The following is a 26,275-nucleotide window of genomic DNA, read 5'->3' as shown; positions in this document are numbered from 1 at the left end:
CCCTACGGGCTGGGAGGTCCCCGGCAATGCCGCACGCTGTTTGCCTGATAGTCCCTGTGTCCCCCCGGCTTTCAAAGTCATACCCCGCGAACCACAACCTAAATGAGAAGCAGTGGCGGCCCGGGCGGGCCGCCTGATCTGTCATGCACGCGCCTCTTTCAGCAACTGCTGAATCACCCTCTCCTGCTCTTCATAGTTGCCTTCACCAAACGCGGTGTAGCGCAGCTGTCCGTGTGCATCAAAGATGTAGTGCGCGGGCCAGTACTGATTACCAAAACGGTTCCAGATGCTGTAATTGTTATCCGCCACTACGGTGTAGGGCAGCTGCCAGCGCGTAATCGCGCGCTTCAGCGCCTTTTCATCCCGCTCCCACGGGTACTCCGGCGTGTGCACACCCACAACGACCAGCCCGTCACGTTGATACTTACTGGCCCAGTCGCGCACGTATGGCAGCGTATGCTGGCAGTTAATACAATCCCAGGTCCAGAAATCGACCAGTACCACTTTGCCCTTTAACGTGGCAGGCGTCACCGGCGCCCCGTTCAGCCACGCCGTGCCCCCCTCCAGCGACGGCAAGGCGCTGCTGGTTTGCGGCAGGCTAACCGGCTCCAGGCGCACTTTGGGTGCCGGCGTGGTTAGCCACTGGCTCAGCTGCTGCTCCAGCTTCAGGGCAAAAGCGGGCGCTGCCTGCAGCTGGCTCTGTGAGCCGGTAACAATCACGCCCACCGAGGCAAGCATCAGCACGCCCGCCGCCTGACGCAGCCGCGCACTCATCGCCAGCCCCGGACGCAGTCGCGCCACCAGCGATCGTCCGGCGAAATAGAGCAGCGCCAGCATCAGCGCGGCACCGCTGCCATACGCCAGCAGCAACACGCCAACCGACAGTGGATGATCGCCCACGACGGCCAGGCTGAGGATCGCGCCCAGCACCGGTCCGGCACAGGGCGACCACAGCAGACCGGTTGCCAGGCCCGCCAGCAGCGCGGCGAGCACCCCGCTACGTCGCTGGCTGGCATCGTTGAGGCGGTTACCCAGCGCGACAAACGGCCGGGTGACGCGTTGGGCGATGCGCGTGGAGATTAACGTCAGTGCGGCTATCGCCAGGAACAACAGCGCCAGGTCGCGACCAATGCTGGTGACCTGACTGACCCAGTGGCTGGTAAGCGATACCAGCAGCGCCACCAGCGTGAACATCAGGACCATGCCGCTCAGCAGCGCCAGCAGCTGTCCGCGACGGCCGCGTACGCTGGCAAATACAAAAGGAATAATCGGTAAGGTACAGGGGCTGAGCAGCGTCAGCATCCCGGCGAGAAAAGCGATAAGCAGTGTCATAAAGAACCTCATACGGTGGATAAACGTCTGCGCGTCCGGCAGTTCGTCTATTACATCCACCGCATGTGTTCAGGCTGTGTCGGGGAAACGCCGTTTTGTCGGGTTATGTGTGTAGCGGGCAGGCAGATACATCAGGTTACACATCCTGCTGCTGCAGGATGATGCACGCTTCCAGCCCGCCAGCTGCCCGGTTACGCAACTGCAGGCTGCCCGCCATCTGGCTCACCAGCTGGGTGGCGATCGCCAGGCCGAGCCCGGTCCCGCCGGTGTGGCGATTGCGTGAACTCTCCACGCGGTAGAAGGGCTCCAGCACCGCCTGTAACGCCTCCTCCGGGATGCCAGGCCCGTTATCACGCACCCGAATCTCTACGCTGTCACCCTGGGGCGAACAGAGTTCAACCTCCGCTTCGCCGCCAAACTTGAGCGCATTATCGATCAGGTTGGTCATGATGCGCCGGAGTGCCTGCGGCCGCACGGCGAAGGTGTCATGGCCGGTGCACGGCACAAAGTTCACCGCTTTACCGACATCCTGATAGTCACAGACTACGCTATCCAGCAGCGCGTTGAGGCTGACGCTCTGGCGCTTCTCCTCCAGCACTTCCGATGAGCGTGCATAGGCGATGCCCTCGCGCACCAGACGGCTCATGTTATCGAGATCGCTCAGCAGTTTGTCGCGCAGCTCAGGCTGCTCCGCCATCTCCACCCGCAGCTTCATGCGAGTGATCGGGGTTTGCAGATCGTGGGAGATGGCCGCAAGGATTTGCGCACGCGCTTTAAGGTGATCCTGAATCCGCAGCTGCATAGCGTTAAACGCACGCGCCGCCTGCTGCACTTCATCCGGGCCGTGCTCTGCCATCAGCTGTGCGTGGCTGGCGGCCGGTTTGAGCGCATCCACCGCCTGGGTAAAGCGCACAAACGGTCGCACCACCTGTCGCACCGCCAGCCATGCGCAGCACAGCAGCAGCAGGAGCTGACCCATCAGCACCAGCGGCAGCCAGCGCGCAATCGCCGGCATGCGCGGCCAGAGATCGAGCGTGAGCGGCGCGCCGTCATGCAGCGTCAGATGCACCTGAATATGCTCCCGCGGCCCCGGAATCGCATGAATGCTCATCTGATAGCGCCCGCCAAGCGTCTCCTGCAGTGAGCGTACCGCGTCGCGCGTGCGCCAGCTGGAGGGATACGGCCCCGCTTCGCCCGGCGACAGACTGTAGCGATAGTTGCCGCGCGCCAGCTTCGCCAGCCAGCCCGGACGCTCGTCCGCCGGCAGACGATCGAGGATTGCCACGCTGGTCGCCACATCGTACTCCAGGTTGCCCAGCATCACGCTTTTAGCGCTGCTCATGCGTTCAATCAGCAGGCTTGCCAGCGTGAGAGTATTCGCCAGCAGCAGCCCGCCCAACACGATAATCAGCAGGCGTGACAGCAGCGATCGCGGCCATAGCCTCATTGATGCGCCTCTTTGATCACCACCGTGCTCGCCAGTACGTAACCTTCGCTGCGGACCGTTTTGATGTAGGCCGGTTCACGGGCATCTTCGCGTAACCGCTGGCGCAGCCGGCTAACCAGCAGATCGATCGAGCGTTCAAACAGCTCCGCGTCACGGCCCTGCGTCAGGTTGAGCAGCTGATCGCGATTCAGCACGCGCTGCGGATGGTCGAGAAACACGCGCAGCAGGCGGTACTCTGCGCCACTCAGCGCCACAATCACGCCGTCGCTGTCCAGCAGATGGCGCGCGGAGGTATCCAGCTGCCACTCGCCAAAGGCAATGATGCGGCCGGCCCCGGTAATATGTAAATTCGGCGGCAGCGCACGGGTACGGCGCAGGATCGCTTTGATGCGCGCCAGCAGCTCACGTGCCACAAAGGGTTTGATCAGGTAATCATCCGCCCCCATCTCCAGCCCGAGAATGCGATCGGTCTCTTCGCTGCGGGCAGTAAGCATCAGTACCGGCAGGTTCTGCCGGGGATCGCTGCGCAGCTGACGGCACAGCGTCAGGCCATCGTCCCCCGGCATCATGATATCCAGCACCACCAGATCCACCAGGCTGCTGCTCAGCACGGCGCGCATTTCGCGGCCATTGGCCGCACCGGTGGCGCGGTAACCGGACTTAATCAGATAGTCGGTTATCAGTTCGCGGATATCCCGGTCATCATCCACCACCAGAATGTGATCAACGTGCTCCAAAACAGCCTCCTGTCAGCCACTTATGCAAAAAAGACCGGCACGCGATGGCCGGTCCGGGTCGTGAATTACTCCGCTACAGTGCGGCCGCATCCTCAACGGCTTGCACAAACGCCTGCGGTGCTTCCGCTGGCGGATTGTGTCCGATATTGCCCGTGAAGGTGCGATGCTGGTAGCTGGCGCTGAACCTGGTGCGGTACGTCTCCGGTGCCGGGTGCGGCGCCCCGTTATTATCCCCTTCGATGGTGATGGTGGGGACGCGAATTGTCGGTAACGTGGCTAATGTTTTCTCATAAGCGGCATATTTTTGCTCGCCTTTTTCCAGGCCCAGGCGCCAGCGGTAGTTGCTGATAGTGATCGCCACCTGATCCGCATTATCCAGCGCTTTGGCGCTCTGGTTAAAGGTGGCATCGCTGAATTTCCAGCCGGGCGATGCCTGCTGCCAGATCAGTTTCGCAAAGTCGTGTGTATGGGCAGCATACCCCTGCTGACCGCGCTCAGTGGCGAAATAGAACTGATACCACCACTGCTGTTCGGCCTCTGGCGGCAGCGGTTTTTTACCCAACTGCTGGCTACTGATCAGATAGCCGCTGACTGACACCAGCGATTTTACCCGTTCCGGCCATAGCGCCGCGACGATGTCCGCGGTGCGTGCGCCCCAGTCAAAGCCGCCCAGCACGGCCTGCTTGATATTGAGCGCATCCATCAGCGCCACGACGTCCGCTGCGATTGCCGAAGGCTGGCCGTTACGCGGCGTTTTATCCGACAGGAAACGCGTGCTGCCGAAGCCGCGCAGATACGGCACGATCACCCGATACCCTTTTGCCGCCAGCGCCGGTGCCACCTGAGCATAGCTCTGGATATCGTACGGCCAGCCGTGCAGCAAAATCACCGCCTGGCCGTCACGCGGACCGATGTCCACATAGCCTGTGTTCAGCACGCCCGCGTTGATCTGCTGCACGTGGCTGAAGTCAGCGGCGTAATCGTGTGAGGCCGGGGTGGCGGCAAACGCGGTGCCTGCCGCCGTGAGAACCAGCGTTGCCAACAGAGTCTGACGTAACAGTGTTTTCATAATTTATCTCCGGGTAATCAGTGCGGTGCAATCTGTACGGGCACGTTAAAGGTGATGGTTTTGCTGTCGATCGGTTTATGCGTAGGATCGGCAAGAATAAGGGTGACCTTGTGCGGCCCGACAGGCAGACCGACCAGAATCACCGGCTCACCGCTGGTGTCCGCCCAGTGCCACGGGTTGTCATCCACGATGACGTGAATGTGGCCGATGCGCGGCGTGATTTTCAGCGCTTCCTGGCCAAACACGGGCTCGATGCGCAGATTTTCTGCCCGGTACTGGATAAACACCGCGCCCTTGCGCAGCGGTCCGGCCAGCGGCGCATCCACAATTAATCGCGCAGGCGGCTGGGGATGATCCAGTGGCGCCACGGCCGCCGGGCCGAGCACGTCAGCAGCGCTCAGTCGCTCCGCCCAGGCGCAGGTCGCAGAGGCGCCCATCAGTAACGTTGAAATAAACAGTCGGGTTAACATCGTGGTATCTCCATGCATTCGGTTGATGCGTACAGAAGACCACGGCGATGTATAGCGGATATGTACAGATTGGCGGGTTATGCAACGGCGTGTGTGCTGTGTGGCGGGAGATACAGTGTGATACAAACTGGTGTTTACCCCGCCCGGGGGAAAATCAAAGCAGTCTTTTCACAGGCCCGGGGGCGGGAAAATTAATGAGTTAAGCGGCCCTTCGACGTTGAAATAATTCGTCCGCCTTAATTACGCAGGCGGCGAAATGATATGGCGCGCAAAGCGGCACGCGCGAGAGCTTCGCTCGAATCAATTAACGTCATTTCCTGCCAGATCGCGCTGTGTTTTAGCAAACTCAACTCTGTGCAAGCCAGAATAATGTGCGTAGCACCCTGTTGCTTCCAGCTATTTACGGCGTCCGCTAACTGGCGCATTGATAGTTCAGACACGCTTTTTGTCGCTTTTATCTCGTTAATGCAGCGTGTCACTAGCTGTTGGGTGGATGCAGCTACATTGACGATCTCGGCGTGCTGTTGCGTAAGCGCATCCTGATACAGCCTGCTCTGGTACAACATTTGCGAACCGAGCACAACGACCCGCTTGCCCTGAGGCGCAATATGCTCAAGTGTGGCATCAATAATATTAATAACCGGAATAGCTGCGTCCTTGCTCCAGCGCGACCAAAGGAGGTGAGCGGTATTACAAGGCACAACGGCAACCGTAGCACCCGCAGCAGCGAGTTCTGTAATAGTTGCGTGAATCCAGGGAGAAGGATCACGTTCACCCAGTTGCAAATGACGCCCGCGGCTGGGAATTTTACTATTATTATCAATAATAAGTCGCGGATATTGCCACTCTTTATCTGCCTGAACCAGGCCATACAGCTGCTGGCAAAAATCCAGTGTTGCCCAGGGGGCTACGCCTACGACGCCTAAAACACCTTCATCTGCCGGCCAGCTAACATCGTCATAGAGAGGTGAGATATTAATCATTTTTTTGCTCAAAGTGATAAAGGCGTAATCGGGTTTCAGGATACTTATTAAGCATATGACCTTCAGGGAACATATTTTCACTCCTGGTTAAGCTGAAACCATGTCGCGCAAATAGGTCTTCGTATTGCTCAGCAGTTCGATATGTAGCCGAATACTCTGCTTGCAGATTCGCAGAATAGCGGTTATTGATTTCGAATCTTTCACCGACACCCGTACCATCACGCAATAATATAGTGCTTTCTGGTTTACTGTAAGCACGCAAATTACCTAACAATTTTTCAGCTTGCTCATCATTAAGGTAGATCATCAGGCCAGATATGAAAATGACATCGTACTGCTCTTGGCTACAATAATTCTCGGCAGATGAAAGAATGAAATCGACATTATCAATATTGCGTTTTCTGGCTTCAAGCTTACCCACTTCAATCATTGCAGCTGAAAACTCTACAGCGGTGATTTTTTTTGCGCCCTCATGCTGAAAACGAAAAGCCCACTGCCCGACCCCGGCGCCGAGATCAAGTACCGTTTTCCCTGTCAGGTCAGGCAACCAGGCAAAAACTTTTTGCATCTCTGTGCGAATTTTAATATCGAGAAATTTTGGATCGTTTTCCAGACTTGCTAAACTTTCAAACGATAACTTATTGTAATTATCCGGTCGGCGATCCCAAAAATCCTTCACTTTTTTTGCATCTAACATTTCATTAAGCCTGATTTTAGCGATACGTCCAGCGTTCATTATCAGCAGAAAAATCAACATCACTTTTCGCGACATTCATAATGCGGCTATTGCAGAGGAAGTCATAATTAAAGCGTGTAAATTCATTTACCTCTCCGCCAGGAATAGGTAATAAACGTACACCGAGCGGTTTCGTTAACCGCACCGCGAGTGCAGCCGTATCAAGAATAATCGCGGCAATATCTTCAGGCAGTGTCGAACCTGGCACCGGGAGCATATCTAATCCACAACCACAAACAGTTGACCATGCATTAAGCGTATCAATGCTTAATGCACGACGATTATTGGTACTCGCCAGGGCATCATCTTCCAGTACTGAGAACATGACGCCATTGAAACCCGTTGCGCGAGCACCACTGATTGCGACTGCGCTTTTAATCGCATTCGTCAGAATACTGGTTATAAAGAGTGATCCCTGAACGCCACCAGGACGCGCACCAAGATTTTCAACTAACCTGCCGACAGAAATACTGCCATCCGGAAAAGGCGCCAGCGAGGCATCCAGACCGGCATACTCAAGCCCTGAATCAGACGCCAGCTCATGACCGAATGCATCAATTTCGCGTAAGCGTGCGCAGAGTCGAAGAATAAACTGGTCAGCAAAGTCCGCCAGCAGCATGTTGCCTTCCCGCACCTGCTCACTCAATTCCAAAGCAATATCGGTAGTTTCGAGGGCAAAACTAAACTTCAGTGTCTCACCTTCATGCCGGGAAAAGGGAAAAAACGGGGCATTTGGCGGACAACGCAATGAGGCACCGAGGCGGAAATTATCAAAGCCATTATTACTGCGATGTGCTACCTGCAACATGAAACGGGCAACGTCATGGCTGGCTCGAATATTTATACCCTGCTCATCGGCTACCATCAGATTCAGAAACATACGCGGTTGCCTGAAGAGTAAAGCAAACGCGGCATCTAACCGTCCGTGGTAATTATCGCCATGCGTTAAGTCCAGCGGTAAGCAAAACCAACGAATATCAAGTCTTTCAGCCAACGCATTGATTGAATTTATTCGTGCTGGCAGGGTATAAATCTCATCTTCATCACGCTCATTCAATGGTGGCAGGGTTAAACGTAAGGTTCGCAGTGGCCAACGACGAGACTGGAGTTTATCAATCACTAACGTGCGAAAGTGATGTAAACGTGACTCAGAATGCCCGTCGGAAATAGCGGAGTAAGGCAAGCCCAGCGTAATAGCTCGTATCATTAACCGTGATCCTCCTGCATCAGACGCCAGTAATCTGCCAGCGTATTAATTTCATTAAATGCATGCTCCCCCAGGTCGTGAGCGAAGAGTGCTGTCGTTTTCTGACACGGTAACGTTTGGGCGGCATACAAATTACCATACCGCAGGCATTGCTTATGCCACTGACTCAGGAGTGCCATATCACTGACTTTAAACAGACCCATAGCCTCAGGGTGCTCTGCGGCGCGTATCGGTCCCAGATACGTCTCCTCCACGATGCCCTGGCGATTAACGTCACAATGAATGGAGGTCAGCATGCGATTATGCCGCTGGTGAGTCAAAACGAGATTTCCCTCAGCGTGATCCATTTCATGGATAAGCTGAGGAGAAAAAAACATATCTCCCGAGACAACATACGTGGGGCTATTAATCTGATTCAGGGCCAATCCCAGACTCATTGCATTATTAGTCGTTGCCCAGTTGTCATTGATAACGTAATTCAGATTAGGGTAGGACTCCATAATCTGTAACGCACCAAAGCCAATAACTACGGTAATTTTTTTCCCATGAAAGGCATCAATAGCATAGTCGAGAATCGTTTTCCGCGTTTTGGGATGGCGAATTAAAACTTTATTTTTACCATCCAGTTGCAGGCTTCTGCCGGCGGCCAGAATGATGGCATTTTCAACCATGATAGCCTAACTCCTGCAGCGAAAATTGACATACCGGCATGGGTACAACGAAATCATGCTTTACCGTTTTATAAGGGTAGATGTCATTGATTAATGCACGCCGCGCCACTTCCTGCCAGTCAAATTGATGATTTTCGCGCAACGATCTTAATGGCACCGAGGCGTAATCAAATCGTACGACCGGCACTCTTTTTAGTCCCAGACTGAGCGCGACTTCCATACGGTGCTGGCCGTCCAGTACCAGATTATGGTGTAGATCAAGCGCCAGAGGTTTTACCCATACGCCTTCCTGAATAATTTTATTACGCAACCATTCAACGCGACGTGAACTGAATTTTTCAATATGGCGCAATTTTTGTGGTTCAAAAAACTCTACATTCATTTTAGTGCCTCAAAATTTTCTAATAATAAATGATAATCCGCAACCGCCTGCCGGTAATCGACTTCTTCGTTGAAAGATCTTGCAAACAAATCCGTAATATCTACAGCACGGCAGGGTAAGCAAGAGCGGTGTACAATCCAGGGTGCCATGTAATATTGCTGGGTGCTTTGCTGTAAAAACGTCTGCCGCAGGCGTCGATCTTTTTCCACCTGTTCCGGAGAGACACTTAGCAAGCCGACCATTTTCATCCAGCCATCAAATGCGGAGTCGTAATCGGGCACATAGGCAATTTTCTTTATAGCAGGTTCAGCTTTACTGGCTTCGACAATACCGCCAGTAAGACAAGAGTTGTAATAACCATGGGTGAGCCAAAAACTGTCACTGCCCATTTCAGCTTGCATTAACCGCGGCCATACACGTGGATCCAGCAGAACATCCGTTTCGATAATTGTATAGCCATATTCAGGATGATTAAGCGCGCGGACACCTTTTTCAACGGATAATATGTTAACATCATTTTTATAATTATCATTGTGCGCTAACTTAATATTAGCATCAGCATAATTATCTTTAATCCAGCGTTCTACAACTGATGACTGATGACCGGTAACCAGTACAATTTCACGCTCGCCGCATTTTAACAGCTCAGTCAGCAACGTATCCAGCACTGTGATTTCACCGACCGGCAGCAAGCATTTAGGATAATTTAGGGTCAGATGCCCCATTCTCGTTCCCTGACCAGCAACCAGTAATATTGCGGCGCGTTTAGAAGACATTGTGATGAACTCCAGCGGGCATAAGGGTTTTTTCAATGATTTTTACAATCTCACTGCCTGCGCCCTGCTCTGGCATATGAAGTTCATCACGTAAAACCTGCAGTCGCTTATCACGCATGGGATCCTTGCCTGAAACAAGATTATCAACGAAAGTTTTAATATCTGCGGATTCATTCGCAACGTCATAAGCGTCATAAATAAATTCAGCGCTACTGTTAATACCGAGGCAATTTTCATGAGTCAGGAAAAGGATTGGCTTACGCGAAGGTAAATACTCCAGCAAAAACGATCCTGCATCTGCCATCAGCGCATCTGATTGTGAAAAGGCGTAGCGATAATCTGCAGAAAAATCCCACTCCACATGTGATTTGAGATGAGAGTATTCGCGCAGCATTTGCCAGTTCTGAGCAGTTTCGCTGTGTGTTCCGCGCTCTTTACGAATATCCAGAAATTGTTTAAAAAGCGGATGTGGCCGAATAATCAAATTGACGTCATCACGTTTGATGATATCAAGCATTGCCTGTGTATATAAATTAAACGTAGACCACATCTTTTCATCATCAGGCATGACGAAATGCGGCGCCCATAATAGCGTTGGCTTGCCTTTATTAACTTTGCCATCCGTCTGGACGCCAAAGCGTGATGGATAGTTATCTAGCTTTGGATGTCCGCTAACATAGACGTGATGATTGCCATTTCCGCAATATTTAGCAAACTCATCTTTATGCCGCTGAGAGCGAACGAATACCCACCTGGCAACATTTTGACAGGGAAGATTGTACTGATAAACACGGTTTCTCTCGCCATCACCCATATCTAACCCATAAGGAATATAGGCGATAGAAATATTGCGTCGATTAAGCGTCAAACTTTGCAGTTCATTGGGACGTGCATCATCATAAGGATTTTGTAAAAAAACCACATGGGGCTTACGCGCTGTAATCTCATACTCGTGATACTCGGTATACCGGATACCCTTATCATTTAATAAATCACGCTGTGCAGTGTAATCCGGTGCTTTTGTGCCCCGACTGAAATAGGGCGCAAGGATAATCTGGCAATCAAAATGCGGTTTGGCCTGCATAGCGCGATATACCGACTCAAAGTTAGTCCAGCCGGGGGCCCACTGGAAAAAGATATCCACTTTTATCTTTTCTTCGCCAGGTTGATAGGCTGGCCAGACTATTTCTTCTAATTTTTTAGCGAAATGCGCTCGATAATCAACAGGTTGGTTTTCAATATCACTTTTATCAGCGGCCTGATAGCCCGCATTGGGAAAGATACCCAACCAGCGGTCACGTTTTATCAAACTATTCCAGCGTACATCTAAAGCCCAGCACTGAGGAACGCCACCCGCCAGTAACCCCTGCAAGCTTTCTGCATAATTATCAATGAGAGTGGAATAGTAATCACTGTTCACAATGTAAGCGCAAGCGCACCATGCATATTGCGGCTTAACAATAAAATCCACACTTTTTAACGGCACGACGTTATCATAGTGGGCAGCGAGCAGCGCGACATGCCAGTTGATCTGCTGTAAAGAGGAGAGAAATAGATCAATTCGCTGTTTGGTCTGAATATCATCATGGAAAACCATATCGTCTTCCAGAATCAATACATTTTTCCAGCCGTTTTGCTGAGCCATTTGCAGCACGAGAATATGTGATTTAATACAGCCGATATAGCCTGGCGCTTCTTCAATAGCCTCAAAACGGACAATCTTTTCACGTGGTACGCCAATTGCTTTTAATTGACGAGCGATACGTACCCTGCGATCCTTGCGTTTGTTCAGGTTGATGTATACAACCTTATCTATTGTCTGCCAGTTGACTGCCATCATCTCTACACCCATCGCACTAAGAAAGCTCTCATTTTCAGGACGGCGCAATAAAGACAATTCTTAAGGAAAATAAAAAAATTTTTTAGGTTTACTGGCGAGGGCTCAGCAGGTGATGAGCCGGTGCAGGCAGCTTGTTCGGGCTGCGCCAGCCTGACAGCCATCGATCATCTCACTCGCGCTGAATCATCGCAGCTGGATGTATAACCGCCACGATGAAGGCAAGCTTTTTGTACTGTACTGCTCCGGGCTGCAAGCCTGAAGATTTGTGTAAACGCTGAAGCGGCCCGTATGCGTGGCAAGGCGCACAGTTGTCGCATCACGTTCGAATTCACGAAAGCGCTGAGTTAGGTTGCCAGCGGAAAGGCAGCGGTCAGTCCGAAAATAGCCGTGCGGCTTGAGGCGGGGCCGGGTATGGCAGGCATAGGGTGCGATCTGTTTTTGCTGGCGCAATAACCCGATCACAAAACCCTGTGCCTGTCTTTTTGTGGGGATTCCTCAGCCCTGTGGGCCACTGCTCTTCGCGAGCATTTTGCGGTAATTGTTCAGCCATTTGCCGCTGGTTAAACGCCACCAGAAGCAGATACCGCGCACCGTCCAGTCGAGGAACATGCCGAGCCAGACGCCAGTCACCCCCATGCCCAGCACAATGCCGAGCAGATAACCGGCCACCACGCGCGCGCCCCACATACTGAACATCGATACATACATGGTGTACCGTGCGTCGCGCGCGCCTTTTAGCCCGGCCGGCAGCACCCAGGAGGCGGTCCAGACAGGCATAAAGGCGGCATTCAGCCAGATCAGGTGTTTGGTTACCTCAATCACCTGCGGATCGCGGGTGTAGAATCGCGCCAGCGTGCCCGCCAGCGGCACGGTGATAAACGCCAGCGTGCACAGCCCAATCATCGCCAGCCAGAATACGTGCTTGATCTGCCGCTCCGCCTGCATCACCTGATTTTTCCCTAAGCGCCTGCCGGTGATAATGGTCGACGCCGACCCCAGCGCGTTGCCCGGCAGGTTGATCAGCGTGGCGATGGAGAAGGCAATAAAATTACCGGCGATCTCATTGGTGCCCATGCCAGCGACAAAAATCTGCGTCAGCAGTTTACCGCCGTTGAACAACACAGATTCGATACTGGCCGGTACGCCAATCCCCAGCACTTCCATCAGGATGTTACGATCCCAGCGGCGGAAATAGCTGGCCAGCGTGATTTTCAGTGCCGGGCTGATGCCGCGATATAGCACGTAAATAGCCGCAGCGGCACCGATATAGCGTGAAATGGTTAATCCCAGCCCGGCACCGACAAATCCCATCCCTTCCCAGCCGAGCGCACCGTAGATCAGCACGCTACTGATGATGATATTCAGGATATTCATGCCGCCGTTGATCAGCATCGGAATTTTGGTGTTGCCGGCACCGCGCAACGCGCCGCTGCCTATCAGCGCAATCGCCGCCGCCGGATAGCTCCACGCGGAGGTTTGCAGATAGCTGAGCGCCAGTTCTTTTACCTGCGGCTCGGCGTTACCGGCGATCACGTCCACGATCAGATGCCCCCAGAACTCGATGGCGATCACCAGCACAAACGCCAGCACCGTCATCAGGCCCAGCGACTGCCGCGTCGCCGCACGCGCCCGCTTACCGTTGCGTTTGGCCAGGCTGAACGCCACCACCACCGTGGTACCGAGATCGATAGCGGCAAAAAAGGAGATGATCACCATGTTGAAGCTGTCGGCCAGCCCGACGCCTGCCATCGCCTCTTTGCCCAGCCAGCTCACCAGAAAGGTACTGAGAACCCCCATCAGCATCACGCACAGGTTCTCAATAAAGATGGGCACCGCCAGTGGGGTGATTTCACGCCACAACAGCGTGCGATAAGCACGGCGTTTGGGATACCACGCCGTGTTTCTGATCGCCCGCATTACTGCTACGCCAGGATTTTGCAAGGGAGTACCAAATCACTTTGGTTAAGAAGTAGAGTAATAATGATGATAGGCTGCTAACGATTATGCAAAGTGTTTCCCGTCACCATTTAATCATTATTACAAACTTTTTGCTGACTCCCCGCCCGCGCCGACGCTGCCGCCCAGATAGGCGCTGCGCACCTCTTCGTTGTGCAACAGTTCGCTACCGCTGCCGCTCAGACGAATTTCGCCATTGACCATCACATAACCGCGATCCGCCAGTTGCAGCGCGTGGCGCGCGTTCTGCTCCACCAGAAACAGCGTCATGCCCTGCTGCGTCAGCTCGCGCAGGATGCTGAAAATCTGCTTTACCACCAGCGGGGCCAGCCCGAGGCTGGGTTCATCCAGCAGCAGCAGACGCGGCCGGCTCATCAGCGCTCGGGCGATCGCCAGCATTTGCTGCTCGCCGCCGGAGAGTGTCATTGCCCGCTGTTTTCGCCGCTCCAGCAGGCGTGGAAACAGCGTGTACATGCGTTCTTTATCCTGCTTCATGTAGCGCTCGCCGATGGCGATGGTGCCCATCAGCAGGTTCTCTTCCACCGTCATATCCGGAAAGATGCGCCGTCCTTCCGGCGCCTGGGCAATACCGCTGGCGGCGATAAAATGGGTCGACCGCTGGCTAATGGGCTCTCCGCGCAGGCGAATTTCACCGCTGGCAATGCGCGGCTGACCAAAAATAGACATCAGCAGCGTGGATTTTCCTGCACCGTTGGCCCCAATCAGCGCCACGGTTTCCCCTTCCGCCACGGTCAGCGACACCTGCTTCAGCGCCTGCACCGGGCCGTAAAACACATCCACCTGTTCAAACGCCAGCATTGCTTCAGCCATGCTCGCTCTCCTCTTCCGCGCCGAGATAAGCGGCGATCACCTTCGCATCGTGTCGAATCTGCTGCGGCGTGCCCTGGGCGATCACGTCACCGTGATCCAGCACGACGATGTGATCGGAAATGCGCATCACCATCGGCATATCGTGTTCAATCAACAGCACGCTGATGCGATGATCGGCGCGCAGCTGGTGCAGAATCTGGCTCAGCGCCTCGGTTTCGACCGGATTAAGCCCCGCTGCGGGCTCATCCAGGCAGATCAGTTCCGGCCGGGTGCACATGGCGCGCGCAATCTCCAGCCGGCGCTGCTGGCCGTAAGAGAGCGTACCGGCCAGCCGGTTGGCACTGCTGACCAGATCAACACGCTCCAGCCAGTAAAAAGCGCGATCGAGCGCGCGACTCTCCGCTGCCCGATAGCCGCGGGTATTGAGGATGCCGGCCAGCAGCTGACGGTTGACCTGCATATGCTGCGCCACCAGCAGGTTTTCCACCACCGACATCTCGCGAAACAGGCGTATGTTCTGAAAGGTACGCGCCAGACCGGCGCGGTTGACCAGATGTGCGCCGCCAAACATCTTGTACCAGATGCGCGAGCCCAGCCGCGCCGGCCGCAGCCAGTCACCCGGCTGAATCTTCTGGCCCAGCACCTGAATCACATCGGTGCTGCGCTGATGGGCATTGAGCACAATGCGCCCGCCGCTGGCGCGATAAAATCCCGTCAGGCAGTTAAATACCGTGGTTTTGCCCGCGCCGTTGGGGCCAATCAGCGCGGTGACCGAGCCGCGCTCCACGCGCAGGCTGACATCATTCAGCGCTTTGATGCCGCCAAAGCGCATCATCAGGTTATCCACCTGCAGGATGGCATCACTCATGGCGTACTCCTTTTCTCAGCGGCACCCCGACGCGTGCGGTGCGCACCAGGCCGCGCGGACGCCAGATCATCATCAGCACCATCAACATGCCAAACAGCAGCACGCGGTACTCGGCAAAGCTGCGCAGCAGCTCGGGCGCCACCGTCAGCACAAACGCGGCCAGCACCACGCCGAGCGTCGAGCCCATCCCGCCCAGCACCACGATGGCCAGAATAAGCGCGGACTCAAAAAAGGTAAACGAGGTGGGATTAACGAACCCCTGATAGCTGGCGAAAAATACCCCGGCAATACCGGCGGTTGAGGCACCGAGCATGAAGGCCGACAGCTTCACCAGCACGTGATTCAGCCCCATAGCGCGACAGGCGATTTCATCTTCACGCAAAGCTTCCCACGCCCGGCCAATCGGCATGCGCGTCAGCCGGTGCTTGATAAACAGCACCAGCAGCACCACCAGCACCAGCACGACGTAGATAAAGATGAACTTCATGTTGGGGTTGTAATCGAGATGCAGAAACTGGTGGTACGGTATGCCGCCCTCTTTTGCCCGGCGGGCGAATTCAAGGCCGAGAAAGGTCGGTGACGGCACCGAGACGCCGTTCGGCCCCCCGGTGAACGACAACCAGTTATTCAGCACCAGCCGGATAATTTCACCGAAGCCGAGCGTGACGATAGCCAGATAGTCACCGTGCATGCGCAGCACCGGAAAGCCCAGCAGCGCACCGGCCAATGCCGCCAGCAGCGCAGCGATGGGGATCATGCTCCAGAAACCCAGCCCGAGATACTGATAGCCCAGCGCCAGCCCGTAGGCACCAATGGCGTAAAATGCCACATAGCCCAGATCGAGCAGCCCGGCGAGGCCGACCACGATATTGAGCCCGAGTCCCAGCAGCACATAGATCAGCCCGAGAATCGCCACCGTCAGCAGATACTTGCTGGAGAGAAACGGAAACGCCAGGGCCACAACCAGCAGCAGCGGTATTATCCAGCGCAGGCGCGAGCGGTACCCGGGTTCACGCACGTATACGCCGTCATCGTTGCCCTCAAACTTGCGCAGAAAACGGCGCCCCACGGCGGTATGCAGAAACAGCCCCAGCAGCAAACGTCCTGCCATCACCACCGCCACCAGCAGCGCCACGCGCAGCGGCGACAGCGTAAAACTGTAGCCGCTGAGCACCACGCCCACTACCGGGCCGAACACCACCAGCGCGACGGCACCGGCCAGCAGCGTGTCGAGCAGCACCTGACGGATGCCGCTTGTTTGCGTCATTGCCTTCATTCTGGCTTCCTCACACTTTGGCGACCAGCGGCCGGCCCAGCAGTCCCTGCGGACGGAAGATTAAAATCACCACCAGCAGCGAAAACGAGAACACATCTTTGTAATCGGAGTTCACCAGCCCGGCGAACTGCGCCTCGGCCACGCCCAGCAGCAAACCGCCCAGCATCGCGCCGGGCAGCGAACCGATGCCCCCCAGCACCGCCGCGGTGAAGGCTTTGATGCCGATAATGAAGCCGGCGTAGAAATCAAACGTGCCGTAGTTCATGGTAACCAGCACCCCGGCCAGCCCGGCCATCGCCGCGCCGATGACAAACACCAGCGAAATCACCCGGTCGGTATTGATACCGAGAATCGACGCCATGCGCCGATCCTGCTGGACCGCACGGCAGATACGGCCCAGTTTGGTGTACTGGATAATCCAGGTCAGCAGCGCCATCCCGCACAGCGCCGCCACCAGGATAAATACTTTGGTCCAGGTGATTTGCACCACGCCGCCGTCGATCTCCATACGCAGCACGCCACTGAGCAAGGTGGGAATGCCCTGCTGATTCGGTCCCTGACTGAGCTGCACATAGTTTTGCAGAATCAGCGACATACCAATGGCAGAGATCAGCGGTGCCAGTCGGGTGGAATTGCGCAGCGGGCGATAGGCAATGCGCTCAATGGCCCAGCCGTAAGCGGCGGTGACCACGATGGTGAACAACAGCGTGCCAAAGATCAGCAGTGGAAAGGAGTGAATGCCAAAGTAGCTGAGCAGCGCCAGCCCGATCGCACACAGATAAGCAGAGATCATGTACACCTCGCCGTGGGCGAAGTTGATCATGCCGATAATGCCGTAAACCATGGTGTAGCCGATGGCGATCAGCCCGTAGACCGCGCCCAGCGTCAGGCCGTTAATCAGCTGCTGTATAAAAAAGGCGTCCATATTGTCTCTCGCAGGTGGAAGGCGTGCACAGGTCACGCTCAGATGCGAACGGCCCCGCTGCGCGCGGGGCCGCAGAGCGAATTACAGCTGGTGATATTTGCCTTTGTCATCCCACTGATAGACCACGTAATCCGAGACTTTAAGGTCGCCTTTTTCGTCCCACGCCTTCTTGCCCATCACGGTGTCAACGCTGTTGGCCTTCAGCCAGTCGCTGGCTTTGGCATTGTCTTTACCTGCCGCTTTGTAGGCGGCGGCCAGAGCCTGAATGGAGGCGTAGGCGTACAGCGTATACCCTTCCGGCTCAAAACCGCTGGCGCGGAATTTTTCAATCACCGCTTTGCCATCCGCGATGGTGCGCGGGTCATTGCCGAAGGTCATGTACACGCCTTTGGTGAACTGCGGACCGCCGGCGGCAGTCACCAGTTCTTCCGTCACGATGCAGTCGCCGGAGAAGAAAGCCGCATTGACGCCCTGCTCACGCATCTGCCGCACCAGCGGACCCGCCTCCGGATGGCAGCCACCGAAATAGACCACATCCGGTTTCACCGCGCCGATTTTGGTGACCAGCGCGTTGAAGTCTTTTTCACCGCGCGACAGCCCCTCATACAGCACCTCTTTGACGCCGCGTTTCTCCAGCGCCGCTTTGGTGGCATCCGCCAGCCCCTGACCGTAAGTATCTTTATCGTGGATTACCGCCACTTTCTTCGCTTTCAGCGTATCGAGAATATAGTTCGCGGCGATACTTCCCTGCTGGTCATCACGCCCGCACATGCGGAACAGGGTTTTCATGCCGCGCTCGGTGATTTGTGGATTGGTTGAACCGGGCGTAATCGCCAGTACGCCCGCCTCGTCGTACACCTCTGAGGCTGGCATGGTCGAGGACGAGCAGAAATGGCCCACCACCGCCATCACTTTGTCCTGATCCACCAGCCGGTTGGCAACGGCCACCGCCTGCTTGGGTTCGCAGGCGTCATCGCCCTGCACCAGCACAATTTTTTCACCGTTTATGCCGCCCGCCGCGTTAATGTCCGCCGCGGCCTGGCTGGCGCCCTTCCAGTATTGTGTACCGTACGTAGCATTCGGTCCGGTAAACGGACCGGCCACGCCGATCTTTATGTCAGCCTGCGCGTAGAACGCCATGCTTAAACAACCTGCCATCACCACCTTCAATGGGTGTTTTATGAATTTCAAAGACATGCTTTCAATCCTCAACGGGTCAGGAACGGAGCCATACCACGGCCTGGGAGAAATCAATCTGAAACACTTCGAGAGCAGTGTGGTCAGCGCGACCACGGTTGAAATTTAAGCAAAAAGCTCGCCAGAGAAGACAATCGGTGACAATTTTTTGCAGCGGCATCGCAGCCGGGCGGAAAACGTGCGATGTGGCCTCCCTGCACCTGATAAACATAGCCAGCCTTTTGCCGCCTACCAGCACCGTGATGGTGCAGAATGCGTTCGATCACAGATTCTTCATCGTGATGAGAAGTTTATCCGCTATGCTCTGGTCAAATCGGTCCAACTTGCTGAAGGAGAATCTATGAATACGCAACGGAACGGATTGACCACTGAACAGGCGCTGGATCAACTGGAGCGTCTGTATGACGACGCGGTTGAAGCGCTGCGCAACGCCATTCGCACGTTCACTGCCAGCGGCACATTGCCGGACGCCGGACTGCGCCAGCAGGGGCTGTTTGTCTATCCGGAGCTGCGCATCACCTGGCAGGGTGAAGGCCCGCAGCAAAATCGCACCCGCGCCTGGGGACGTTTTACCCACACCGGCCGCTACAGCACGACCATCACGCGCCCGGCGCTGCTGCGTCACTATCTCAGCGAACAGCTGCAGATGATCGAAAAAGAGTACGACGTGCTGATTGAGGTGGGTCCGTCACAGCAGGAAATCCCTTATCCCTATGTGATTGATGGCTCCGACCTGTCGCTGGACCGCTCCATGAGCGCCAGTATTGCGCGCCATTTCCCGACGACCGAGCTGTCGCAGATTGGCGATGAAACCGCTGATGGCCTGTTCAACGCCGACGCGCTGTTCCCGCTGTCGCATTTTGACGCGCTACGCACCGATTTCTCCCTGGCGCGCCTGCGTCACTACACCGGCACCGCGGTAGAACACTTCCAGCCGTTTGTGCTGTTCACCAACTACACGCGCTACGTCGATGAGTTCGTGCGCTGGGCGATTGAGCAGGTGCAGGACCCCAGCACGCCGTACGACAGTCTCGCCTGCGCCGGCGACGTGGTGATCACGGCGGAAACGCAGGACCCAACGGCGATGATGTCGGATCTGGCGTGGAAGAAGCATCAGATGCCCGCCTGGCATTTAACCTCGCCCAATCGTCGCGGCATCACGCTGGTGAATATTGGCGTCGGTCCGTCGAACGCCAAAACCATCTGCGACCACCTCGCGGTGGTGCGTCCACATGCGTGGCTGATGATTGGTCACTGCGGTGGCCTGCGTGAAAGCCAGAGCATCGGCGATTACGTGCTGGCACACGCCTATCTGCGTGACGACCACGTGCTGGACAGCGTACTACCGCCGGATATCCCGATCCCGAGCATTGCGGAGGTGCAGCGTGCCCTGTACGACGCCACCAAAGCGGTCAGCGGTATGCCCGGCGAAGAGGTGAAGCAGCGCCTGCGCACCGGTACGGTCGTCACCACAGACGACCGCAACTGGGAGCTGCGCTACTCCGCATCTGCGTTACGCTTCAACCTGAGTCGCGCGGTGGCGGTGGATATGGAGAGCGCCACCATTGCCGCACAGGGCTATCGTTTCCGCGTACCGTATGGCACCCTGCTGTGCGTCTCGGATAAACCGCTGCACGGTGAGATCAAGCTGCCCGGCCAGGCCAATCGTTTCTATGAGGGCGCGATCTCGGAACATCTGCAGATTGGCATCTGCGCGGTTGAGCTGCTGCGCGCCGAGGGTGACAAACTGCACTCCAGAAAACTACGTACCTTCAACGAACCGCCCTTCCGCTAAATCCGCTGTTCCGGCCCATGGACGGGCCGGATTTCTGCTGGCAACCTTAAATTTTCAGCACCGCCACTTTTACAAACCATGCCAGTACGGCGAGGATAGCCGGCAACATGAGGGTCCAGATCAGTCTGCCATTTAACCGTTCGAACTTTTTATCGATACGCTTCTCCACCTGACCGATCTCATTCATCAGTTGATTGCACATCAGCCCCTGTTCGGTACGCACGCGTTCCACGTCCGCTCTGGTGGCAAAATTTTCAAAACGCGCGGTCAGGACCGCGACATCCTGCTGTAACAGCTGAGTGGTGTTCGCCAGCTGTTCTACGTGTTGGGTTAATCGTACCATTAGCGGTGCTCCCTGATTTCTTAACGCCAGAAGGCGAGGCGGCAACCGATGCGACAGCGTGCAAACGGGATAATCCATTATCTTGTCCTTCTTCAGCAACCTTGTGTCATCGCCTCACTACACCGCTATTTAAGCAGAGCGGCAGCGATTAAACATTCCACGATCCCGCCACTGCAGGCAAAAAATTTGCGCATGGCAGAATTTACGGAGAGACAGTAAACAACAGGCCTGAAAGAGAAAAGTGGGGACGGGCAGGAATTGCGAGACATCACGCAAACAATCCTTGCGCAAATGTAACAACTTACACGGAAGCCCGGGCGGGCTTCCGTAACACAGCATCAGGCACTCAGCCAGCCGAGTTTAATCACAAACAGAATCGACAGAATCACCAGCGCCGCATTGACCTCTTTGGTGCGGCCACTCAGCAGTTTCACCACCGTCCAGGTAATAAAACCAAAGGCGATACCGTTGGCGATTGAGTAAGTCAGCGGCATGGTCAGCGCGGTCACGGTGACCGGTGCAGCCGTGGTGACATCTTTCCAGTCAATTTCTGCCAGACCGGAGGCCATCAGCACCGCGACGAACAGCAGCGCTGGCGCCGTGGCGTAGACCGGCACGCTACCCGCCAGTGGCGAGAAGAACAGGCTGAGCAGGAACAGAATGGCGACCACAATCGCCGTCAGACCGGTACGACCGCCGGCGCTGACGCCCGCAGCGGACTCCACATAGCTGGTGGTGGTTGAGGTACCCAGCAGTGAACCGAACAGCGCAGCGGCGCTATCGGCGATCAGCGCACGGCCCATTTTCGGCACGTTGCCCTGCTCATCGGCCAGACCGGCGCGTTTCGTCACGCCCAGCAGCGTGCCGGTGTTATCAAACACGTCGACAAACAGGAACGCAAAGATCACGCTCACCAGGCCAACGTTGAACGCGCCGGCGATATCCAGCTGCATAAAGGTCGGCGCAATCGACGGCGGCGCAGAGAACACGCCCGCGAACGGCGTCAGGCCAATGCCCATCGAGATAAAGGTAACAACCAGAATGCCGATCAGTACGGCGCCGGTCACGCGACGCGCTTCCAGCACCACAATGATAAAGAAGCCCAGCAGCGCCAGCAGCGGACCCGGTTTGGTCAGGTCGCCCAGACCGACCAGCGTAGCCGGGTTATCCACCACGATGCCCGCTCCTTCCAGCGCAATCAGTGCGAGGAACAGGCCAATGCCTGCCGCAATCCCGGCACGCAGCGGCAGCGGAATGCTGGCAATAATCCATTCGCGAATTTTAAAAATCGACAGCGCAAAGAAGATCACCGCCGAGAGGAACACCGCACCCAGCGCGATCTGCCAGGTGTAGCCCATATGCAGCACCACGGTGTAGGTGAAGAAGGCGTTCAGGCCCATGCCCGGTGCCAGCGCGATCGGATAGTTGGCGATCAGGCCCATCAGAATCGAACCGATGGCCGCGGCCAGACAGGTGGCAACAAACACCGAGCCTTTATCCATACCGGTCGCCCCGAGGATGCTGGGATTCACAAACAGGATGTAGGCCATTGCCAGAAAGGTCGTGATACCGGCAATGATTTCGGTGCGCACCGTGGTGTGGTGAGCTTTTAACTTAAAAAGTTTTTCTAACATCATCATCTCTCATCAGCGGAGACGGCCCGCAGGCCTGCTCTCTCTTGCCAAGGCGTTTTCCCGCTATTCCGCGCGTGGTGGCTAAGCTGACGCGGAAAAAGTGAGGAAAATTATTTTTTTATGCCGGCGTTTTGCCACCGCTGGCAGCAGAACGTCGTGTGCTATCCCCTGTCCACATAGCAATTGCTATGCCACTCCCTGACGCAATCGTTTCCGTTTCAGCGTGCCGTTGCGGCTAAGAAAATTCTGAACCAGAACGAGGCGCGATTATGGTGCATTGCACCACCTGCGCGCAAACGTTTTCCCGCCGTGCGCAGCCGGGGGTGAAATATTGCGGTAACGCACGCTTTCACACTCTGCCAGGCGATGGCGCTCACGTTTCTGCTGCGCGTTTCAGCAGCTTAAAAACGCCGGGTTACACTGCGTTTAACCCTTTCGCAACAAAAGAGGCAGTGCAATGAAGCCCGCGATTCTGGTCGTTGATGATGATCGTGCCATCTGCGAATTGCTGCACGATGTGCTGAGCGAACATGTGTTTACCGTTTATAGCTGTCATCAGGGGCGCGACGCCCTGGCGCTGCTGGCGCAGCATCCGGAAATCTCCCTGGTGATGCTGGATATGATGCTGCCCGATACCAACGGCCTGCTGGTATTACAGCAGATGCAGCGTCAGCGCCCTGAGCTGCTGGTGATCATGCTGACCGGCATGGGATCGGAAGCCGATATGGTGGTTGGGCTGGAGATGGGCGCCGACGACTATATCGCCAAACCCTTTAATCCCCGTGTGGTGGTGGCGCGGGCCCGTGCGGCGCTGCGCCGCTGCGGGCGACTGGCGCAGCCGGAAACGGTGATTGATGAGGGCTGGCAGTTTAATGGCTGGCGGCTGGATGATGTGCGTTGTCAGCTGTTCAATCCGCAGCGTGAAAGCGTGCCGCTCACTCAGGGCGAATACAGTCTGCTGCGCGCGCTGGTCGGCCACGCGCGTAAGGTTCTGACGCGCGACCAGCTGCTGGAGCTGACCCACAGCGAGAGCCTCGACGTGTTCGATCGCACCATTGATGTGCTGATCATGCGCCTCAGACGCAAAATCGAGGCTAATCCGCATCAGCCGATCCTGATCCGCACCATTCGCGGACTGGGCTATGTTTTTTCCGCCGATGTAATGCGCCCGTCCGCCGCGGCGCGCGAAACGCAAATCGCCTGATCCATCCAGCGCTGCATCTCGCTCAGTGGCCGGATGCCGTCCAGCGCGTTGGCCGCATGCAGATTAAAGCTGGCGCAGGTATGGGCCAGCTTTAACGTCTGCTGCAGGCTGTAGTTTTGATGGCTGGCGTACAGCACGCCGGCGCAGAAGGCGTCGCCCGCCCCGACGCTGCCGACAATCTCCTCTGCCGCTAAGCACCAGGCGGGCTGCCACAGGCCGTCGCCCGCTGACTGCTGGCCCCAGGCGCCTTCCGGTGCATGAATTACCACGCGCTGGCGCACACCCTGCGCCAGCAGCCAGCGTGCCGCCGCAGCAAACGCCGCCGGCGACGCCAGCGTGCCACTGCTGCGCAGCTCGATGCCGGTGAGCGCCTGCGCTTCCAGTTCGTTAATCACCAGATAATCGAGCCAGCGCAGTGCCGGCTTCACCAGCGCCTGATACTCGCCGGCGCGCGAAACCAGATCGAGCGAAGTGAGATAACCGCGCTGCTGCATCTCCGCCAGCAGCCGGGCGCTGCGGGTACCGTACTGCGCATCGGGCTGGTCGAGCTTATCCAGTAACAGCAGATAGCCGAGGTGGAAGATGCGGTGCGCGGTGGCGAGGTGAGCGAAGTGCGCCACATCGAGCTGCGCATTAGCCCCGCGCGCGTGAAAAAAGGTGCGCTGACCGTCCGGCGCGGTCATCACCTGCGTCATCGCCGTGGCTGCCGCACCGGTGCGCTGTACGTGCTGACGGTCAACATGATGTTCATCCAGCAGCTGCAGCAGGTAATCACCGTCGCTGTCCTCGCCCAGCATCCCCACGGCGGCCAGCGGCAGACCGACCTGCATGCGCGCCAGGGTAAACAGCACATTCAGCGCCGCACCGCCGCTGCATTTCTCGCTGTGGCTAATCTCCGCCAGCCAGCCCTGTTCTGGCCAGTGGCTGATGCGCTGCACGTGATCCACCAGCATGTTACCCGCCGCCAGAATGCCGTTGCGTGCTGCCATGTCAGGCCCTCCCGGCGCTGCCAAACACCTGCATCTGCTGGGCCACAACGCTGGCGATGTCGCGTTCAACCGCCATTAACAGTTCGGCGAACGAGTCGTAGCGCGCGTCGCGCTGGGTGATTTGCGTTTCAATCGCCCCGAGCGCCGCCTGCGACATACCGGTGTAGAAGTTGATTTTGTGGATGCCGAGGCTGATGGCGCGGCGGAAATCGGCGTCGCTGATGCCGGAACCACCGTGCAGCACCAGCGGAATGCCGGCCGCTGCGCGAATTGCCGCCAGACGGTCAAAATCAAGCCTGGGCTCGCCTTTGTATTTGCCGTGCGCGTTGCCGATGGCCACGGCGAGGCAGTCGATGCCGGTTGCCTGGACAAATTCCGCCGCCAGCGCCGGGTCGGTGAATTTATTGCTGTCCGCTTCGCCAAACAGCGCGCCCCCCTCATCGCCGCCCACGGCGCCCAGCTCAGCCTCGACCGAAATGCCCAGCGCGTGACACATTTTCACCACTTCCCGCGTCTGGCGAATGTTCTCGTCATAGCTCAGGGTTGAACCATCGAACATTACCGAGGTGAAGCCGAGGCGAATTGCCCGCATCACTGCATCAAAATGCAGGCCGTGATCGAGGTTGAGCACCACCGGGATGGCGTGCAGCGCCGCTTCGGCACGGATAGCGGCGATCAGCGGTTCCAGGCTGACGTATTTAAAATGCACCTCGGCAATGTTGATGATAAACGGTGAACGCTGCTGCTCCGCCGCATGGAACAGCGCGCGCAGAAAGTGGGTGTCGAGAACGTTGAACGCGCCGAGCGCGTAACCGTGCTGCTGCGCATGGGCGAGGCCCTGCGCCAGAGAGATCAGTGCCATGGAACACTCCTGTTATGCCAGCCAGCGGTGATATTCGTTACACAGCAGCCAGCGCGGCGCTTCATCCTCATCAATCGGATTAAAGCGCGCCAGCGGGGTAAGAAAGACGTTGTCGTGCTCATCGTCATTGGGCATGGAGACTTCGCCCACCAGCACATCGCCGTAGCCGGTTTCGCCCCAGAAGCTGTGCCAGACACCGGGCAGTAACGTTACGCTTTCGCCGGGTGACAGCCGCAGCTGGGAACCGGCGGCATGGGTCTGGCAGATGCCATCCAGCGTGACCTGTACCGGCGAATCCGCCAGCCGATCGCCGTCGCGATTGTGTAGCGTGACAATCAGGTTGCCACCGCCGCGGTTGATAATGTCTTCCATTTTTTGCGGATGATAATGCATCGGCGTCACCTGCCCTTCGCGCACGTGCATGATCTTCTCCGCATACGGTTTGCCCCACGGTTGTCCGCCGCGTGAACCGTTGCGCAGGGTAAACAGCGTCAGGCCGGTCTGACTGAAATCATCGGCACCAAAACTGGTGACATCCCAGCCGAGGTGCAGTGCCAGCAGTTCGGCAGCGGCTGAGGTGTCCAGCGCGCGCCACTGGCTGAGACCGTAATCGGCCCACGGCGGCAGATGCACATCCTGCCGCAGAAAGAATTCACGGGTCAGTTGCAAAATCGCGTTAACTTCGGAACGTTGCATAGCTGCGTCTCCGGCGGACGTCGCGGCGCGCAAGGTGCACCGCGACGCC

Annotated in this window: 25 protein-coding genes; 2 read left to right on the top strand and 23 right to left on the bottom strand. The window is 56.6% G+C overall.

Going from position 1 to position 26,275, the window contains the following annotated elements; genetic code table 11:
- Nucleotides 1–141 precede the first annotated feature (141 nt).
- The 18 genes from C1N60_RS08115 to C1N60_RS08030 form a co-directional block, all read right to left on the bottom strand.
- Nucleotides 142–1,332, bottom strand: coding sequence for a cytochrome c biogenesis protein/redoxin (locus C1N60_RS08115; protein WP_222951897.1), 1,191 nt, complete (start codon nt 1,330–1,332; stop codon nt 142–144).
- Between the two features lie 136 nt (nt 1,333–1,468).
- Nucleotides 1,469–2,779, bottom strand: a complete 1,311-nt coding sequence (locus tag C1N60_RS08110; RefSeq protein WP_152390708.1) for a sensor histidine kinase — start codon at nt 2,777–2,779, stop codon at nt 1,469–1,471.
- Entirely contained in the window at nt 2,776–3,516 is a 741-nt protein-coding gene (locus tag C1N60_RS08105) for a response regulator (protein ID WP_021509836.1), read from the bottom strand. Before C1N60_RS08105 ends, C1N60_RS08110 begins: the two co-directional genes overlap by 4 nt.
- Before the next feature lie 73 nt (nt 3,517–3,589).
- Nucleotides 3,590–4,585 carry an alpha/beta fold hydrolase gene (locus C1N60_RS08100; RefSeq protein ID WP_394521628.1) on the bottom strand — a complete coding sequence of 332 codons (996 nt, stop codon included), beginning with the start codon at nt 4,583–4,585 and terminating at the stop codon, nt 3,590–3,592.
- Between the two features lie 17 nt (nt 4,586–4,602).
- On the bottom strand, nt 4,603–5,055 hold the full coding sequence (locus tag C1N60_RS08095) for a DUF6130 family protein (protein WP_021509834.1): 453 nt from the start codon (nt 5,053–5,055) through the stop codon (nt 4,603–4,605).
- 236 nt (nt 5,056–5,291) lie between these two features.
- The gene (locus tag C1N60_RS08090; RefSeq protein ID WP_394521627.1) at nt 5,292–6,038 is read right to left on the bottom strand and encodes an aspartate/glutamate racemase family protein; all 747 of its coding nucleotides are present in this window, start codon (nt 6,036–6,038) and stop codon (nt 5,292–5,294) included.
- Entirely contained in the window at nt 6,031–6,735 is a 705-nt protein-coding gene (locus tag C1N60_RS08085; RefSeq protein ID WP_058771138.1) for a class I SAM-dependent methyltransferase, read from the bottom strand. The genes C1N60_RS08090 and C1N60_RS08085 overlap by 8 nt, the downstream gene beginning before the upstream one ends.
- 16 nt (nt 6,736–6,751) lie before the next feature.
- Nucleotides 6,752–7,981, bottom strand: a complete 1,230-nt coding sequence (locus tag C1N60_RS08080) for a DUF711 family protein (RefSeq protein ID WP_072208967.1) — start codon at nt 7,979–7,981, stop codon at nt 6,752–6,754.
- On the bottom strand, nt 7,981–8,652 hold the full coding sequence (locus C1N60_RS08075) for an NTP transferase domain-containing protein (RefSeq protein ID WP_058771136.1): 672 nt from the start codon (nt 8,650–8,652) through the stop codon (nt 7,981–7,983). Before C1N60_RS08075 ends, C1N60_RS08080 begins: the two co-directional genes overlap by 1 nt.
- Nucleotides 8,645–9,034, bottom strand: a complete 390-nt coding sequence (locus tag C1N60_RS08070) for a ParB N-terminal domain-containing protein (protein WP_058757367.1) — start codon at nt 9,032–9,034, stop codon at nt 8,645–8,647. The genes C1N60_RS08075 and C1N60_RS08070 overlap by 8 nt, the downstream gene beginning before the upstream one ends.
- Nucleotides 9,031–9,810 carry an NTP transferase domain-containing protein gene (locus C1N60_RS08065; protein ID WP_072208966.1) on the bottom strand — a complete coding sequence of 260 codons (780 nt, stop codon included), beginning with the start codon at nt 9,808–9,810 and terminating at the stop codon, nt 9,031–9,033. Before C1N60_RS08065 ends, C1N60_RS08070 begins: the two co-directional genes overlap by 4 nt.
- Entirely contained in the window at nt 9,800–11,650 is a 1,851-nt protein-coding gene (locus C1N60_RS08060; protein WP_058771134.1) for a glycosyltransferase family 25 protein, read from the bottom strand. Before C1N60_RS08060 ends, C1N60_RS08065 begins: the two co-directional genes overlap by 11 nt.
- A 495-nt stretch (nt 11,651–12,145) precedes the next feature.
- Nucleotides 12,146–13,567, bottom strand: coding sequence for an EmmdR/YeeO family multidrug/toxin efflux MATE transporter (locus C1N60_RS08055; protein ID WP_275028522.1), 1,422 nt, complete (start codon nt 13,565–13,567; stop codon nt 12,146–12,148).
- A gap of 120 nt (nt 13,568–13,687) precedes the next feature.
- The gene (locus C1N60_RS08050) at nt 13,688–14,437 is read right to left on the bottom strand and encodes an ABC transporter ATP-binding protein (protein WP_058757363.1); all 750 of its coding nucleotides are present in this window, start codon (nt 14,435–14,437) and stop codon (nt 13,688–13,690) included.
- Nucleotides 14,430–15,305, bottom strand: a complete 876-nt coding sequence (locus C1N60_RS08045) for an ABC transporter ATP-binding protein (protein ID WP_021509824.1) — start codon at nt 15,303–15,305, stop codon at nt 14,430–14,432. Before C1N60_RS08045 ends, C1N60_RS08050 begins: the two co-directional genes overlap by 8 nt.
- Nucleotides 15,298–16,581, bottom strand: coding sequence for a high-affinity branched-chain amino acid ABC transporter permease LivM (livM, locus tag C1N60_RS08040; protein ID WP_058757362.1), 1,284 nt, complete (start codon nt 16,579–16,581; stop codon nt 15,298–15,300). Before livM ends, C1N60_RS08045 begins: the two co-directional genes overlap by 8 nt.
- A 10-nt stretch (nt 16,582–16,591) precedes the next feature.
- Nucleotides 16,592–17,506: an ABC transporter permease subunit gene (locus C1N60_RS08035; protein ID WP_021509822.1), complete on the bottom strand. Its 915-nt coding sequence runs from the start codon at nt 17,504–17,506 to the stop codon at nt 16,592–16,594.
- An 81-nt stretch (nt 17,507–17,587) separates the two neighbouring features.
- Entirely contained in the window at nt 17,588–18,646 is a 1,059-nt protein-coding gene (locus tag C1N60_RS08030; protein WP_201449143.1) for a branched-chain amino acid ABC transporter substrate-binding protein, read from the bottom strand.
- A gap of 397 nt (nt 18,647–19,043) precedes the next feature.
- On the opposite strand from C1N60_RS08030, the gene C1N60_RS08025 reads away from it, so the two are divergent.
- A complete protein-coding gene (locus tag C1N60_RS08025; protein ID WP_021509819.1) occupies nt 19,044–20,498 on the top strand; it encodes an AMP nucleosidase in 1,455 nt (484 codons plus the stop codon).
- Between the two features lie 46 nt (nt 20,499–20,544).
- Here C1N60_RS08025 and C1N60_RS08020 read toward each other — a convergent pair whose 3' ends face one another.
- Together C1N60_RS08020 and C1N60_RS08015 are read right to left on the bottom strand one after the other, a co-directional pair.
- Nucleotides 20,545–20,841, bottom strand: coding sequence for a hypothetical protein (locus C1N60_RS08020; RefSeq protein ID WP_215787651.1), 297 nt, complete (start codon nt 20,839–20,841; stop codon nt 20,545–20,547).
- A 338-nt stretch (nt 20,842–21,179) separates the two neighbouring features.
- Entirely contained in the window at nt 21,180–22,478 is a 1,299-nt protein-coding gene (locus tag C1N60_RS08015) for an NCS2 family permease (RefSeq protein ID WP_021509817.1), read from the bottom strand.
- Between the two features lie 454 nt (nt 22,479–22,932).
- Between C1N60_RS08015 and C1N60_RS08010 the strand changes: the two genes are divergently transcribed.
- Nucleotides 22,933–23,679, top strand: coding sequence for a response regulator (locus C1N60_RS08010; protein WP_021509816.1), 747 nt, complete (start codon nt 22,933–22,935; stop codon nt 23,677–23,679).
- Here C1N60_RS08010 and C1N60_RS08005 read toward each other — a convergent pair.
- From C1N60_RS08005 to C1N60_RS07995, 3 genes are read right to left on the bottom strand one after another with little or no spacing between them, the layout of a single operon-like run.
- Complete coding sequence (locus C1N60_RS08005; RefSeq protein ID WP_166720678.1) at nt 23,616–24,668, bottom strand: carbohydrate kinase family protein; 1,053 nt, start codon at nt 24,666–24,668, stop codon at nt 23,616–23,618. The genes C1N60_RS08010 and C1N60_RS08005 overlap by 64 nt on opposite strands.
- 1 nt (nt 24,669) lies before the next feature.
- Nucleotides 24,670–25,530: a ketose 1,6-bisphosphate aldolase gene (locus C1N60_RS08000; RefSeq protein ID WP_150058616.1), complete on the bottom strand. Its 861-nt coding sequence runs from the start codon at nt 25,528–25,530 to the stop codon at nt 24,670–24,672.
- 12 nt (nt 25,531–25,542) lie between these two features.
- Nucleotides 25,543–26,226 (bottom strand): D-lyxose/D-mannose isomerase, encoded by a 684-nt coding sequence (locus C1N60_RS07995; protein ID WP_021509813.1) that lies wholly within the window; start codon nt 26,224–26,226, stop codon nt 25,543–25,545.
- Between the last annotated feature and the right edge of the window lie 49 nt (nt 26,227–26,275).

The organism is Pantoea sp. SGAir0184 (genome assembly GCF_043544755.1).
This window is presented reverse-complemented; position numbering and strand designations above follow the sequence as displayed.

What these genes read in the sequence shown, in the direction of transcription:
- C1N60_RS08000 (WP_150058616.1), bottom strand. Translation starts at nt 25,530, where the DNA reads ATGGCACTGATCTCTCTGGCGCAGGGCCTCGCCCATGCGCAGCAGCAC.
- C1N60_RS08055 (WP_275028522.1), bottom strand. Translation starts at nt 13,567, where the DNA reads ATGCGGGCGATCAGAAACACGGCGTGGTATCCCAAACGCCGTGCTTAT.
- C1N60_RS08005 (WP_166720678.1), bottom strand. Translation starts at nt 24,668, where the DNA reads ATGGCAGCACGCAACGGCATTCTGGCGGCGGGTAACATGCTGGTGGAT.
- C1N60_RS07995 (WP_021509813.1), bottom strand. Translation starts at nt 26,226, where the DNA reads ATGCAACGTTCCGAAGTTAACGCGATTTTGCAACTGACCCGTGAATTC.
- livM (WP_058757362.1), bottom strand. Translation starts at nt 16,581, where the DNA reads ATGAAGGCAATGACGCAAACAAGCGGCATCCGTCAGGTGCTGCTCGAC.
- C1N60_RS08010 (WP_021509816.1), top strand. Translation starts at nt 22,933, where the DNA reads ATGAAGCCCGCGATTCTGGTCGTTGATGATGATCGTGCCATCTGCGAA.
- C1N60_RS08030 (WP_201449143.1), bottom strand. Translation starts at nt 18,646, where the DNA reads ATGGCGTTCTACGCGCAGGCTGACATAAAGATCGGCGTGGCCGGTCCG.
- C1N60_RS08110 (WP_152390708.1), bottom strand. Translation starts at nt 2,779, where the DNA reads ATGAGGCTATGGCCGCGATCGCTGCTGTCACGCCTGCTGATTATCGTG.
- C1N60_RS08060 (WP_058771134.1), bottom strand. Translation starts at nt 11,650, where the DNA reads ATGATGGCAGTCAACTGGCAGACAATAGATAAGGTTGTATACATCAAC.
- C1N60_RS08100 (WP_394521628.1), bottom strand. Translation starts at nt 4,585, where the DNA reads ATGAAAACACTGTTACGTCAGACTCTGTTGGCAACGCTGGTTCTCACG.
- C1N60_RS08090 (WP_394521627.1), bottom strand. Translation starts at nt 6,038, where the DNA reads ATGATTAATATCTCACCTCTCTATGACGATGTTAGCTGGCCGGCAGAT.
- C1N60_RS08025 (WP_021509819.1), top strand. Translation starts at nt 19,044, where the DNA reads ATGAATACGCAACGGAACGGATTGACCACTGAACAGGCGCTGGATCAA.
- C1N60_RS08085 (WP_058771138.1), bottom strand. Translation starts at nt 6,735, where the DNA reads ATGTTAGATGCAAAAAAAGTGAAGGATTTTTGGGATCGCCGACCGGAT.
- C1N60_RS08115 (WP_222951897.1), bottom strand. Translation starts at nt 1,332, where the DNA reads ATGACACTGCTTATCGCTTTTCTCGCCGGGATGCTGACGCTGCTCAGC.
- C1N60_RS08075 (WP_058771136.1), bottom strand. Translation starts at nt 8,652, where the DNA reads ATGGTTGAAAATGCCATCATTCTGGCCGCCGGCAGAAGCCTGCAACTG.
- C1N60_RS08080 (WP_072208967.1), bottom strand. Translation starts at nt 7,981, where the DNA reads ATGATACGAGCTATTACGCTGGGCTTGCCTTACTCCGCTATTTCCGAC.
- C1N60_RS08050 (WP_058757363.1), bottom strand. Translation starts at nt 14,437, where the DNA reads ATGGCTGAAGCAATGCTGGCGTTTGAACAGGTGGATGTGTTTTACGGC.
- C1N60_RS08020 (WP_215787651.1), bottom strand. Translation starts at nt 20,841, where the DNA reads ATGGTACGATTAACCCAACACGTAGAACAGCTGGCGAACACCACTCAG.
- C1N60_RS08045 (WP_021509824.1), bottom strand. Translation starts at nt 15,305, where the DNA reads ATGAGTGATGCCATCCTGCAGGTGGATAACCTGATGATGCGCTTTGGC.
- C1N60_RS08065 (WP_072208966.1), bottom strand. Translation starts at nt 9,810, where the DNA reads ATGTCTTCTAAACGCGCCGCAATATTACTGGTTGCTGGTCAGGGAACG.
- C1N60_RS08070 (WP_058757367.1), bottom strand. Translation starts at nt 9,034, where the DNA reads ATGAATGTAGAGTTTTTTGAACCACAAAAATTGCGCCATATTGAAAAA.
- C1N60_RS08095 (WP_021509834.1), bottom strand. Translation starts at nt 5,055, where the DNA reads ATGTTAACCCGACTGTTTATTTCAACGTTACTGATGGGCGCCTCTGCG.
- C1N60_RS08035 (WP_021509822.1), bottom strand. Translation starts at nt 17,506, where the DNA reads ATGGACGCCTTTTTTATACAGCAGCTGATTAACGGCCTGACGCTGGGC.
- C1N60_RS08015 (WP_021509817.1), bottom strand. Translation starts at nt 22,478, where the DNA reads ATGATGTTAGAAAAACTTTTTAAGTTAAAAGCTCACCACACCACGGTG.